This window comes from Methylorubrum podarium, assembly GCF_040270385.1.
Lineage (GTDB): Bacteria > Pseudomonadota > Alphaproteobacteria > Rhizobiales > Beijerinckiaceae > Methylobacterium > Methylobacterium podarium.
The window spans coordinates 74,786-87,070 of the sequence record NZ_JBELQE010000085.1 but is presented as its reverse complement, the minus strand read 5'-3'; the positions used below and the strand labels follow the sequence as shown (position 1 = coordinate 87,070).

Annotated in this window: 16 protein-coding genes; 10 read left to right on the top strand and 6 right to left on the bottom strand. The window is 66.7% G+C overall.

Annotated features, from left to right (window positions below):
- Window positions 1–93: 93 nt before the first annotated feature.
- Entirely contained in the window at window positions 94–1,062 is a 969-nt protein-coding gene (locus tag ABS772_RS16325; RefSeq protein ID WP_350395868.1) for a hypothetical protein, read from the top strand.
- Between the two features lie 588 nt (window positions 1,063–1,650).
- Here the strand turns inward: ABS772_RS16325 and ABS772_RS16320 are convergent.
- From ABS772_RS16320 to ABS772_RS16300, 5 genes are all read right to left on the bottom strand, one after another.
- A complete protein-coding gene (locus tag ABS772_RS16320; protein WP_350395867.1) occupies window positions 1,651–2,025 on the bottom strand; it encodes a DUF4440 domain-containing protein in 375 nt (124 codons plus the stop codon).
- Between the two features lie 192 nt (window positions 2,026–2,217).
- Window positions 2,218–2,460, bottom strand: a complete 243-nt coding sequence (locus ABS772_RS16315) for a hypothetical protein (protein ID WP_238257836.1) — start codon at window positions 2,458–2,460, stop codon at window positions 2,218–2,220.
- A gap of 28 nt (window positions 2,461–2,488) precedes the next feature.
- Entirely contained in the window at window positions 2,489–2,764 is a 276-nt protein-coding gene (locus ABS772_RS16310) for an adenylosuccinate synthase (RefSeq protein WP_238257837.1), read from the bottom strand.
- A gap of 27 nt (window positions 2,765–2,791) precedes the next feature.
- Window positions 2,792–3,046 carry a hypothetical protein gene (locus ABS772_RS16305; RefSeq protein ID WP_350395866.1) on the bottom strand — a complete coding sequence of 85 codons (255 nt, stop codon included), beginning with the start codon at window positions 3,044–3,046 and terminating at the stop codon, window positions 2,792–2,794.
- A 525-nt stretch (window positions 3,047–3,571) separates the two neighbouring features.
- Window positions 3,572–4,468 carry an NAD(P)H-hydrate dehydratase gene (locus ABS772_RS16300; RefSeq protein WP_350395865.1) on the bottom strand — a complete coding sequence of 299 codons (897 nt, stop codon included), beginning with the start codon at window positions 4,466–4,468 and terminating at the stop codon, window positions 3,572–3,574.
- Window positions 4,469–4,801: 333 nt separating this feature from the next.
- On the opposite strand from ABS772_RS16300, the gene ABS772_RS16295 reads away from it, so the two are divergent.
- The 3 genes from ABS772_RS16295 to ABS772_RS16285 all read left to right on the top strand — a co-directional run bounded on the left by ABS772_RS16295 (window position 4,802) and on the right by ABS772_RS16285 (window position 6,045).
- Window positions 4,802–5,164 (top strand): hypothetical protein, encoded by a 363-nt coding sequence (locus ABS772_RS16295; RefSeq protein ID WP_350395864.1) that lies wholly within the window; start codon window positions 4,802–4,804, stop codon window positions 5,162–5,164.
- Between the two features lie 169 nt (window positions 5,165–5,333).
- Window positions 5,334–5,585 (top strand): PilZ domain-containing protein, encoded by a 252-nt coding sequence (locus tag ABS772_RS16290; RefSeq protein WP_350395863.1) that lies wholly within the window; start codon window positions 5,334–5,336, stop codon window positions 5,583–5,585.
- A gap of 253 nt (window positions 5,586–5,838) precedes the next feature.
- A complete protein-coding gene (locus tag ABS772_RS16285) occupies window positions 5,839–6,045 on the top strand; it encodes a hypothetical protein (RefSeq protein ID WP_238255810.1) in 207 nt (68 codons plus the stop codon).
- Between the two features lie 46 nt (window positions 6,046–6,091).
- Here the strand turns inward: ABS772_RS16285 and ABS772_RS16280 are convergent, their stop codons facing one another.
- Complete coding sequence (locus ABS772_RS16280) at window positions 6,092–6,367, bottom strand: hypothetical protein (RefSeq protein WP_238255811.1); 276 nt, start codon at window positions 6,365–6,367, stop codon at window positions 6,092–6,094.
- A 304-nt stretch (window positions 6,368–6,671) separates the two neighbouring features.
- On the opposite strand from ABS772_RS16280, the gene pstS reads away from it, so the two are divergent.
- The 6 genes from pstS to phoB all read left to right on the top strand — a co-directional run bounded on the left by pstS (window position 6,672) and on the right by phoB (window position 12,272).
- Entirely contained in the window at window positions 6,672–7,715 is a 1,044-nt protein-coding gene (gene pstS / locus ABS772_RS16275; RefSeq protein WP_238255812.1) for a phosphate ABC transporter substrate-binding protein PstS, read from the top strand.
- A gap of 111 nt (window positions 7,716–7,826) precedes the next feature.
- Window positions 7,827–8,801 carry a phosphate ABC transporter permease subunit PstC gene (gene pstC, locus ABS772_RS16270; protein WP_238255813.1) on the top strand — a complete coding sequence of 325 codons (975 nt, stop codon included), beginning with the start codon at window positions 7,827–7,829 and terminating at the stop codon, window positions 8,799–8,801.
- Between the two features lie 80 nt (window positions 8,802–8,881).
- On the top strand, window positions 8,882–9,775 hold the full coding sequence (pstA, locus tag ABS772_RS16265) for a phosphate ABC transporter permease PstA (RefSeq protein WP_238255814.1): 894 nt from the start codon (window positions 8,882–8,884) through the stop codon (window positions 9,773–9,775).
- Window positions 9,776–9,814: 39 nt separating this feature from the next.
- The gene (gene pstB / locus ABS772_RS16260; RefSeq protein ID WP_238255815.1) at window positions 9,815–10,630 is read left to right on the top strand and encodes a phosphate ABC transporter ATP-binding protein PstB; all 816 of its coding nucleotides are present in this window, start codon (window positions 9,815–9,817) and stop codon (window positions 10,628–10,630) included.
- 132 nt (window positions 10,631–10,762) lie between these two features.
- On the top strand, window positions 10,763–11,476 hold the full coding sequence (gene phoU, locus ABS772_RS16255) for a phosphate signaling complex protein PhoU (protein WP_238255816.1): 714 nt from the start codon (window positions 10,763–10,765) through the stop codon (window positions 11,474–11,476).
- Between the two features lie 91 nt (window positions 11,477–11,567).
- Window positions 11,568–12,272, top strand: coding sequence for a phosphate regulon transcriptional regulator PhoB (gene phoB / locus ABS772_RS16250; protein WP_017483366.1), 705 nt, complete (start codon window positions 11,568–11,570; stop codon window positions 12,270–12,272).
- The last annotated feature ends 13 nt before the right edge of the window (window positions 12,273–12,285 follow it).

Sequence of the window (12,285 nt, the reverse complement as noted above, 5' to 3'; positions counted from 1 at the left end):
ATGAGATTAGAGAAAGTAGCGATTGCACTATCGATAGTATGCGCATCGATTTCTGTGGTAACAGGCGGGGCGATTTCGAAGGACGAGAGATCGGTGGAGTCGAACGCATCGGACAACAGTAATTGCGATACCTCAAAGTGGAGCAAATCGAAAGATGGCTCGCAAAGTCCCGTTCCACAACAATATTGTACGAAGTCTTCCTCAACTATATCTAACCCGTTTGCAGCAGTCGTCGGCATTGGCGCGCCTGATGGTTCACCAGTTGGTGAGAATGATCAGCGATATCTTCAACGCGCGCAGCATCTTGTTCAGGCTCGTACAGCTCTTGACAATACAAAGCAAGAGTCTGGTCTCGGCGTGAACTTCATCAACGAAACGGGCGGAGGTGGTCTATCACAGACGAACCATAACCAAAAGGTCGCCTTATCTGTGTTCGCGCTTGGGTTGCCGGGCGGTTCCAATATGTGGGGTATCAACACCGATGTGCATATGCATGCGGGTGTTGGTAACTACCCATTTTACGGTCGTGAAGCTGATCATACGAACTTCAACAGGGATTATGCGCCTGGTGGAACTGTTGCCTTCGGTGACTATCTTACATTCACAGGCTTGCCGATGACCGCAGGGATCGAGATGTCCGGCAATCCAAACCCGGGCTCGAAATCCTTATATTATGGAATACTGTTTCAAGGTAAGAAAGGATTTTCCGAAGTCGGCACGGGCCTTATCTCTGATGCAACCATCGTTGATGGTTCAAACTCGCGTTCATCGATTAAGATTTATGGCGCCCACTCCGACGTGATAAATTCCTATGACGCGGATGTCGATAGGATAATTACCGCAAAACCTGGTCAGAAGGTATGTTTTTCTGGAGTATCTCATTGTGTGTCGTTCAATGCGGTAACAAATGCTCTAGAATTAAATGACGGCAGATTTATCTTGAGTGACAAAGGTATCGCAGCGCCGTCTTTGCCCACTTCAGGAGGGAAGATCAAAGGATCTCTTTGTGTGGACTTATCTGGCAACATATTTGTGAAAACTACGGCCGGACCCTGCCTATAATAGTCACAGAAATGAAGTTAGCATTTAGAGTGGGGCGCAGAGCTGCAAATGCCTTGCTCCACGCGGCATCTTCAAGCGGGAGCAGGCCGATTGGGAGGTGGGAGAGCACGAATGCTGCCGGCTGACAGAGGAGCCGACGGCAGGGGGAATCAGCCATCCGGCGAGCCTACCGTGCCACTCAGCCCCGAGCGAGACTCGGGGTCACCGCGGGGCGAGTAGCGCCAGGGCGAAGGCCCCTCCCCGCGGTGACGTCTCCCAATGAAAACAATCACTCCACCCCGACTGTTAATCGCATTGTCGCAGGTTCGAGTCCCGCTCGGGGAGCCAAATCTCCTTAACATGATGAGATGACGGCGGTTTCCGCGCACGGTCGCATTGTCGGCCGCGTGAGGCAAGGACCGCCGACAGGTCTTTCCTGAACCGTCTGCCGACAGAGGGGAGACGGAGCCTTCGGGCTGTCCAAAGGCTCCGCGCGTCACGCCTCGCTCCGCATCGGACGGCATCGGCGAAGCATTCCCGTCGCACGCCTCGGGACGCCGGCCTGCCCGTTCCGTTCCTTCGGTCGCCCACCTGTGGGCGCAAGATCCGTCAGCTCTCCTCATCGACGACCGGCGCGAGGATGCGCGGAGTCTGCTGATGCTGCACGACTCGCCACTCCTCGTGGGACAGGCGGCGGTAGGTCGACGTGCAATGCGCCTCGTAGGTCTCCTCGCCGCGCGTGGCCTTCACGGTGTAGGCGATGACGATCAGACCCTCCTGAGGGCGCGCGATCCGACCATCCTCGATCTGGACATCGGACCAGCGCGGCGTGTGCGACACCGCCTCGATCGCCTGGGTGCCGCCGAAGACATAGGGCGGCTGCGGGAGCGCCATCAGGCACTCGTCATCGACCAACTCGCGGTAATGGTCCGCGCCGCCGGTCCAAAGGCTCTTCTCGAACGACCAGACCCGATCATCGTCCACGCGGCTCTCCTCAGGCTCCCGACGTGCCGAGACAAGAGTCACGCGCGGTGATCGTTCCTGAAACGACAATTCCGACGAGGGCAGAGGATGGTTCGCGCAGCGGGCGCGGGGCGGATGGAAATCATCGCCCTGACCGAGGCGGAGCGCCTTCGGGTTGGACGCCCGCTCGGGCGAGGTCTTCGAGCTACCCGTTCAGAACGGCCAGGACTCCGCCTCCTCCTCGACCGGTAACCGCTCGCCGGGTGAGATCAGGGGCACGATCTCGTCGAGCGGCTGCGGCACGCGGATCGTGCGGCCTGCGGCGGTGATGAAGGTCTCGTTCCGCATCAGGTCGGTGTCGCTGACCGCCTGCACGCTGGAAACCCGCAGCAGGTGGCGGCAGCCGTCGCCGTCCTGAACCTGGAGGTAGGCGCCGACCCGGCGCACGGCGTCCATGGCAGGGATCCCCGAGGCCGATGCGTTCTCAGGCGTCGGCGACCGTGAACTCCATGCCGCGTCCGGGGCCCTGGTCGGCGTAATCGACGAGCGTGAGCCCGCGCTCGGTGAGTGCCTCCTCGACGATGTCGCGGTGCTTGCGCACCATCTGCCCGATCGCGAGGGGCGTCAGGCGCGGGCTCGCCCGGCGCAGGGCGTCCACGCCGACATGGGCCGGCATGCCCTCGCTCTCGGCGATCCGGGCGAGCGCCAGACCCAGGTCGCGAGCCTTCGTCTCTGCGGCGGATTTTGGCTTGAAGGCCATAGGCTTTCTCTTCTCTCAATGGTCGCGTCAGGCGGCCTGCAGCGTGTCGGCGAAATCGTCGGGCACCTCGCCGAACCGGCCGAGGATCGTCGCGCTCTCCAACTCGCCGGTCTCGTCGTCGGCCACGATCTGGATGGCGGCCGTGCCCGGCAGCCGCGCGGCCATCGCCTCGGCCCGCTTCAGCGCACCGCTCACCGTCGGCGAGACCTGCTGATCGCCCGGACACAGGCGTTTGCGTTTCAGCACGAAGGTCTGCACGAGGTAGGTCGTCCGCATCGTCACCGTCGTTCTCCCTCACCAGGGCTCGCCCGCCTCCGCGCATCCCGGCGGGATGCCGCGGTCGCCTCGCGTTCCGCTTTCGTTCTAGCACGGATCGGAGCGCTGCGTGAGCCTGTTTCGAAGCGGCGATTCGACGGGGATCGCATGCCGTCGCTCGCATCGGCGCGGGCGGATCCCGGCTTCGCCGACATCCGCTGCGCCGAGGAGATCGATCGGATGTCGTAGGACACCTTCACAGGTTTCGCTGTCGGGCCGACGGCCGCCGCAGGCCGTCGTCGGCGGCGGCGGTGATCAGCCGCCGCCGATTCCGGAGATCACCTTGCCGGTGCCGTTGCAGTCCGGACAGCTCTTGGCTTCCACGCGACCGCTTCCTCCGCACCGAGGGCACAGGTTCTCGCCCGTGCCGGGCGTTCCGGGCGGCGCGTCATCACCGGGTTTGGCAGGCTCCGATGGCGTCATGATCGACCTCCGTGGTGTGAGGTTAGGCAAAACCCCCGCGCTTCCGGCGCTGTTCCTCGGCCTCGCGGCTCACGAACCGGTTCCCGCCTCGGCCTCGCGCAGGAGGGCCGGAATCGTGTCGGCGATCTCGCGTGCCAGGAAGCCGATCGGTCCCACGCGTTCGGCAAGGAGCCGTCCGGCCTGGCCATGCAGGTAGACGCCCCAGGCCGCCGCCAAGGCCGCCTCGGCGCCGCGCGCGAGGAGGCCCGCGACGATGCCCGACAGAACATCGCCGGAGCCGGAGGTGGCGAGCCCGACGCCGCCGCCGCCATAGTGCCAGGACCCACCGGAGGGATCGACGATCCAGCTCTCGGCGCCTTTCATGATGACGACGCATCCGAGCAGGTCCGCGGCCCGGCGGGCCGCCGCGAGGGGATCGGCCTCGACCGCGCTCCGGTCCATGCCGAGAAGCCGGGCCATCTCGCCGGCATGCGGCGTGATCACCGCGCGGCCGCGACAGCTTCGGACCGCCTCCGCCTGGGCGGCGAGCCCGGCGATCATCCCCGCATCGATCACGAGGGCGGCACTCCCGTGAGCTGACAGGAGCGTGCGGGAGATGGCGTCCGCGGTCGTGCCGGCGCTCAGCCCGGGGCCGATCAGCACCGCTTCGCAGCGCTCGGCCAGCGGCGGCAGGCGCGACGCGGCTGCGGCCGGGGCGATCTCGCCCTCCTCCGTCTCGGCAAGCCCGATGACCCGTGCTTCGGGCAGAGCGAGAGCCATCGCCGAGGCAGCGCTCCCGACCGTCGCGATGCGCAGGCGCCCGGCACCGGACCGGAGCGCCGCGACGCCGGCCAGCAGGGCCGCCCCCGGAACCTCCGCGGACCCGCCGACCACGAGGATCGTTCCCCGCTGCTCCTTGCTGCCCTCCTCGGGCATCGGGAGGGGTGTTGCCCGGAGGCGTTCGAGCGTCAGGTGGTTCTCGGTCATCGCGCAGCTGCGTTCGCGTCCGGGGCGGCGGACAGGTTGGGGCGCCCTCCGCGGTCCCGGACGACGCCGGAGCGTAAAGTCTCCGACGGTGCGGCCGTATCCCCATCGGTCCGCAATCGGCCGGCCTTGCCCTCGGATGGATCTTAAATCGCGGCGTCGGGTTCCCCGGTGGATGCCGTCGCAGACCCCGCCATGAAGACCTTTTCCCTCTTCACGAGCGCGGCCGGCGGCAACGCCGATCAGCCCATGCGCGCCGGTCCGCAGGGCGGCGGCGGGGAGAACGGCGGGGCCGGCCGCAGCCGGCAGGGGCGATCCGAGAGAGGTGGTTGATCGATGGCACTCCGTTCCGAGACACCGCCTCCGCCCGCCGATCGCGTGCCGGAGGCGCCTCCGGCTTCGGCGCAGCCGACGAGCGCGCAGTTGAAGGCCGAGATCGACTCCGGCCGCACCGGCGACAAGATCCCTGCCCACGATCCCGGCCTGTCACCCCTCGGCACCGATGACGAGGCGGCCGGCAGGCCCGCGGCCCCGTCGCGAGTCGCGCTGGCGCGGGAGCAGGAAACCCGGCCCGAGCGCCAGAAGGCTGCCGAGATGCGCACCGGTCACGGCACGGGCCGGTGGGTCATGCCCGCCTATTACGGCGTGATCGCCGCGGCCGCCCTGGTTGTCGGGCTCGTCGTCTGGCTCCTGCGCTGAACGAACGGCGGCGGACGCCATTCCGTTTCAACTAGATCGGACGCGGCACTCAATTGTTGAAAGGGGCGGACGATCAGGTTTCGACGCCCGTTCGTTCGAATCTTAAGGAACTACGCAACGGCATCTTATCGGGGAACTGCCACGTTTCGATGATCACGTGAGGACATCGATGTCCAGGCATGCAGGACTCCGGCTCAGCACAGCACCGACGGCCGACGAGGCCGGGTTGATCGCGGTCGATGAACACACCTCGATCGGGTGCTGGGTGCGAGGCATCTCGGCACAGGACGTCGAGATCACCGTTCTGGATACATCGCTCGTGCCCGACGTGTTCATGCTGAGTTCCTCGGCTCTCGAACCCATCAAGGTGTGCTGCACTCTGTGGCGGACGGACGAGGTGATCGGGGCGCGTTATCGGTAGAGCACGCGCCGAGGCGCTGCCGGGTGCCCTTTGCCGAGAGGCGTGGTCGCCGCTGTTGGCGTCTCTATTGATTGGACAGCGCGTCGGCCGACGCGTCTCGGACACGGCACGGGAGGCAGGGCTAGCTCGGAGGGGCAAACGGATTAATCCGTCCGCGGTAAGCTTTTGTTAACCATCCTGGTCCAATCTGAACCACCATCGCTCCTTCCTGCCGGTTGCGATACGGTTCCTTCAGATTTGGCTTCGTCAGGTCATGGCACAGCTCGCGACGGACTACCCCGCCGGATCGCTCGTCGAAGCCGCCATGCCTGCCCTGAACGGCGAGAGCCGGGACCGGATCGGGCAGGCTCTGCGCGAGGTCTACGTCGAGCGCTGCGACGCCCAGCCCATCACGGATGTTCAGGTCGAGCTTCTGCTTCAGTTGCGGCAGAAGGAGCGCGACCGCCGCCGCAGCCCGTGAGCGGTCTCCCCGTCAGGAGGCCCGGCGGCCCGGCGATCGGCCGGGATCATTGCCAGCGCCGGGCGATCGGCTGCTGGCGCCGGATCTCCGCGGCGCGAATCATGGTCAGAACCCGATCGAGGTCCTTCAGAAGGGACGACTCCGTCGCGCGCGCCGAGGCGATCTCCTGCTCGTTGCTGCCGAAACGCTGACGCTGCTGCTGCCGCGTCAGCTCCTCCTCGAGCGCCGCCCGCTCGGCATGCAGCGCCAGATAGGCCGCCTCCTGAGGGTCGGCCGGATCGAGCCGGGCTTCCTTCTCGCGCGTTGAATACGGCTCCGTCACGCCGACGGTCTCCTCGAACTCTTTCCCGCAGGCCACCGCCCTCGCCGGATCTCCCGGGGACCGAGGCCCGCCGGGATCGTCCCCGGAGGCGGCTGCCGCGGGTACCATTCCGGATAACGCCGGAGAGCCGCAAGCGGTCCCATCCTCAGTGAAATTCCGCCTTTCCGGGGGCTGTCATGTCACCGTCATGTGGTCGTCATAGAGGCGGCGCGTCGGTGCACTAGTTGGCAGCAGCGTCGCCGCGAGACCGGTCCAAGACCAGGGCCGGCCCCGACAATGCGCCCGACACCTTACGGAGATGCTTGTGAAACCCTTCGCTTACGCCTTGGCGGTCGGCCTCGCTGCCGCTCAGCTCGCGACCTCGGCCATGGCCGCCGACATCACCGGCGCCGGCGCCACCTTCCCCTTCCCCGTCTACTCGAAATGGGCCGAAGCCTACCGCAAGGAGACCGGCACCGGTCTCAACTATCAGTCCATCGGCTCGGGCGGCGGCATCAAGCAGATTCAGGCCAAGACGGTCGATTTCGGCGCGACCGACGCGCCGCTGAAGCCGGCCCAGCTCGAGAAGGACGGCCTCGTCCAGTTCCCCACCGTGATGGGCGGCGTCGTCCCGGTCGTCAACATCGCCGGCCTCGAGCCGGGCAAGCTCAAGCTGACCGGTGAGCTCCTGGCCGACATCTATGCCGGTAAGATCCAGAAGTGGTCGGACCCGAAGATCGCCAAGCTCAACGACGGCCTCAAGCTGCCCGACGCGAATATCACCCCGGTCTACCGCTCGGACGCCTCCGGCACGACCAACATCTTCACCACCTACCTCTCCTCGGTCTCCGAGCCGTGGAAGAAGGAATTCGGTGCCGCCACCACCGTGAGCTGGCCGGTCGGTCAGGGCGGCAAGGGCAACGAGGGCGTGACCGCCACCGTCAAGCAGGTCCCGAACTCGGTCGGCTACGTCGAGTCGGCCTACGCCAAGCAGAACAAGCTCGCCTACGCCCTCATCGAGAACAAGGCCGGCAAGTTCCCGCAGCCCGACGACAAGGCCTTCCAGGCCGCCGCCGCCAGCGCCGACTGGAAGTCGACCCCCGGCTTCGGCATCGCCCTGACCAACCAGGCGGGTGAAGATGCGTGGCCGATCACCGCCGCCACCTTCATCCTCGTCTACAAGGAGCCGGCGGATCCGGCCAAGTCCGCCGAGGTGCTGAAGTTCTTCAACTGGGCCTACAAGAACGGCGACAAGCTCGCGACCGAGCTCGACTACGTGCCGCTGCCCGACAACGTCGTCGCCCTGATCCACGACGAGTGGAAGACGATCAAGGGCAAGGACGGCAAGGCCGCCTTCACCGGCAACTAAGCGAAAGAGAAGGGCCCTCTTCCCAGGTGGAAGAGGGCCCTTCCCGAACTGGTCCGCTCGCCTCGCGCGCGACGGCGCGCTAAACGCTCACCAGCCGAAGAGCCTCCGCGGATGACCGCCTTGACCCAGACCCTCGCCGTAGACCGCGACAGCGGAGTAGCCCGTATCGCTCCGAGCAAGGGCGCCGACCGCCTCTTCCACGGAGCCTCCTACGCCGCCGCCCTGTTCGTGCTCCTGGTGCTCGCCGGCATCCTCGGCTCGATCATCTACGGCGCGTGGCCGGCCTTCTCGGAGTTCGGCTTCGGCTTCCTCACCTCCAGTGCCTGGAACATCGGCACCGAGCAGTTCGGCGCCCTGCCCGCGGTCATCGGCACGGTCGCCGCCGCGATGCTGGCCCTGATCATCGGCGTGCCGATCTCCCTCGGCATCGCCGTCTACCTGACGCAGCTCTGCCCCGGCTGGGCGCGCAAGCCGGTGGCGATGACCATCGAGCTGCTCGCCTCGGTGCCCAGCATCATCTACGGCATGTGGGGCCTGTTCGTGTTCGCCCCGCTCTTCGCCCGCTTCGTGCAGGTGCCGGTCTCGAACTTGGTCGAGGGCATCCCGATCCTCGGCACCCTCTTCTACGCCCGCATCCCCTCGGGCGTCGGCGTGCTGACCGCCGGCATCATCCTCGCCATCATGATCGTGCCCTTCGTGGCCTCGATCACCCGCGACATGCTCGACCAGATTCCGACCGTGCTGCGCGAGAGCGCCTACGGCATCGGCTGCACCACCTGGGAGGTCGTACGCTACGTGCTGGTGCCCCAGGCCTCCGTCTCGATCATCGGCGCGATCATGCTCGGTCTCGGCCGGGCGCTGGGCGAGACCATGGCGGTCACCTTCGTGATCGGCAACGCCAACCGCCTCTCCGCCTCGATCTTCGATCCGGGCTCGACCATCGCCTCGCGCATCGCCAACGAGTTCAATGAGGCCGACGGGCTTCAGCTCTCCTCGCTGATGGCGCTCGGCTGCCTGCTCTTCATCATCACGTTCTTCGTGCTGATCATCGCCCGCCTCCTGGTGCGGCGGACGAAGGTGGCCTGAGGCCGCCTGAACCGAACCGGCCCGTGCCACCTCGACCGCGACGATCGCCCGAGACTGTCCAAGCCTGAGGACGCCGATCCATGGACGCCAGCAACCCCATCGCGACGGCCGGCCGCGCCCCGACGGCCAGCCGCGTGCGCTCCGGCCGCCGCGTCGCCGACCGCGCGCTGATCCTCGCGAGCACGATCGCCACCGGGCTCGGCATCGTCGTGCTCGGGTCGATCCTGCTCATGCTGATCGTCGAGGGCCTGAAGGGCTTCTCGCCCGCCCTGTTCACGGCGCCGACGCCGGGGCCGGGCTCCGAGGGCGGCGGCATCGCCAACGCCATCCTCGGCAGCCTGATCATGACGTTCCTGGGCATCGTCATCGCCACGCCGATCGGGCTGATGGCCGGGACCTTCCTGGCCGAGTACGGCCGGACCTCGAAGCTCGCCGACGTCATCCGCTTCCTCAACGACGTGCTGCTCTCGGCGCCCTCGATCCTGATCGGCCTGTTCGTCTACACCCTGATGGTCCGGCCGATGGGCACCTATTCGGGCTGGGCCGGCGCGGTGGCGCTCGCCATCATCGCCACGCCGGTCATCGTGCGCACCACCGAGGACATGCTCCGCCTCGTGCCCAGTCCGATGCGCGAGGCCGGCGCGGCGCTCGGCGCGCCCCGCTCCCTCGTCATCCGCGCCATCACCTGGCGCGCGGCGAGCGCGGGCATCGTCACCGGCATCATCCTGGCTCTGGCCCGCATCGCCGGCGAGACCGCCCCGCTGCTGTTCACGGCGCTCAACAACAACAGCTGGTTCAACGCCAACCTGCTCGGCGGCGTCCCGAACCTGCCCGTGATGATCTACCAGTTCGCCCTCTCGCCCTACCCCAACTGGCAGAGCCTGGCTTGGTCGGGCGCGCTCCTGATCACCGTCACCATCCTCGCCCTGTCGGTGGTGGCCCGCTTCGTGATCAAGGACCAGCGGGCGCGCTGAGACGGCCCCGGCACAGACCTCCCACCGACGAGAGATCCGATGAGCGCCTCCCCCGCGATCCGCAGTCAATTCGAGGGCCGCAGCCCGGCCGACGTCAAGGCGCCCGTGCGCATCGCCGTCAAAGGACTCAACTTCTACTACGGCAGCTTCCACGGCCTGAAGGACATCAACCTCGATTTTCGGGACCGGCAGGTCACCGCGCTGATCGGGCCGTCCGGCTGCGGCAAGTCCACGCTGCTGCGCACCTTCAACCGGATCTACAGCCTCTACCCGGAGCAGCGCGCCGAGGGTGAGATCCTGCTCGACGGGCAGAACGTCCTCGACTCCAGGGTCGATCTCAACGAGCTGCGCTCGCGGGTCGGCATGGTGTTCCAGAAGCCGACGCCCTTCCCGATGTCGATCTACGACAACGTCGCCTTCGGCCTGCGCCTCTACGAGAAGCTGCCCAAGTCCGAGCTGGACGGGCGCGTGGAGGAGTCGCTGCGCAAGGCGGCGCTCTGGGACGAGGTGAAGGACAAGATGAAGCAGTCCGGCACCGGCCTGTCCGGCGGCCAGCAGCAGCGCCTGTGCATCGCCCGCACCGTGGCCCAGCGTCCCGAGGTCATCCTGTTCGACGAGCCGACCTCGGCGCTCGACCCGATCTCGACGGGCCGCATCGAGGAGCTGATCGAGCAGCTGCGCGCGGAGTTCACGATCGTCATCGTGACGCACAACATGCAGCAGGCCGCGCGCATCTCGCAGTTCACCGCCTTCATGTATCTCGGCGAGCTGATCGAGTTCGACGCGACCTCGAAGATCTTTATGAACCCGGCCAAGCGGCAGACCCAGGACTACATCACTGGCCGCTTCGGTTAAGCCCGGTCGCGACTGCGGTGCCGTCGCGACCCCCCTTGCGTCCTCGTTCTGACGCGCCCTCCGCCGCCGGACCAGCGTCCGATCCGGTTCGAGAGCGCCCTCGTCCGACTGCCTGATCGGGAAATTCGCGACATGGCCGAGCACATCGTCTCTTCCTACGACACCGACCTCGAGAACCTGCGCCGGTCGATCGCCGAGATGGGCGGCGTGGCCGAGAAGATGATGACCGATGCCACCGAGGCCCTGGTGCGCCGGGATACGGTGCTGGCCCAGGCCGTGATCGCCGCCGACAAGCGCCTCGACACGCTTCAGCGCGAGATCGAGGAGCGCTCCGTCCTCCTCATCGCCCGGCGCCAGCCACTGGCCATCGACCTGCGCGAGACGATCTCCGGCATCCGCGTCTCGGGCGACCTGGAGCGGATCGGCGATCTTTCCAAGAACATCGCCAAGCGCGTCGTGGCGATCAGCGATCAGGCGCAGCCGCAGAAGATCGTGCTCGGCGTCCAGCACATGAGCGACCTCGTGCAGGAGCAGCTCAAGGACGTGCTCGACGCCTATGCCAGCCGCGACGTGGCCGCCGCCCACGAGGTCTGGGAGCGCGACAGCGCCATCGACGCGCTCTACAACTCGCTGTTCCGCGAACTCCTGACCTACATGATGGAGGATCCGCGCAACATCTCGTTCTGCACGCATCTCCTGTTCTGCGCCAAGAACGTGGAGCGCATCGGCGACCACACCACCAACGTGGCGGAGACGATCGAATACCTCGTCACCGGTGAGACGCCGGCCGGCGAGCGGCCCAAGAACGACGCTTCGAACTACGCGACGGTGACGCCGGGCGCCTGACGCCGCCGGGCGGGGCGCGAAGCGGAAAAGGGGCGTCTCCGGCCTGCTCCCCGACGGGGCAGGCCGGGCGCGACGGATGGAAAGACGGACGATGACGAGTGCGCGCATCCTGATCGTCGAGGACGAGGAATCGCTGACGACCCTGCTGCGCTACAACCTCGAAGCGGAAGGCTTCGCGGTCGATGTCGCGATCCGCGGCGACGAGGCGGATCTGCGCCTGCACGAGATGACTCCCGACCTCGTCCTGCTCGACTGGATGGTGCCGGGTCTCTCGGGCATCGAGCTGTGCCGCCGCATCAGGGCGCGGCGCGAGACGGAGCGGCTGCCCGTCATCATGCTGACGGCGCGGGGCGAGGAGGCCGACCGCGTGCGGGGCCTCTCCACGGGGGCCGACGACTACGTGGTCAAGCCGTTCTCGGTGCCCGAGCTGCTTGCCCGCGTGCGCGCCCTGCTCCGCCGGGCCAAGCCCGCCCATGTCGCCGACATGCTGGTGGCGGGCGACATCGAGCTCGACCGGGTCAGCCACCGTATCCGCCGCCAGGGCCGCGAGATCCATCTCGGGCCGACGGAATTCAAGCTGCTCGAATACCTGATGCAGAGCCCCGGCCGGGTCTTTTCCCGCGAGCAGCTGCTCGACGGCGTCTGGGGCCACGACGTCTACATCGACGAGCGCACGGTCGACGTCCATGTCGGCCGCCTGCGCAAGGCGATCAACCGCCCGCGCCAGAGCGACCCGATCCGCACGGTGCGCGGCTCCGGCTACTCCTTCGACGAGATGTTCGCGGGAGCCGAGTGAGGGTGGCCGGGCG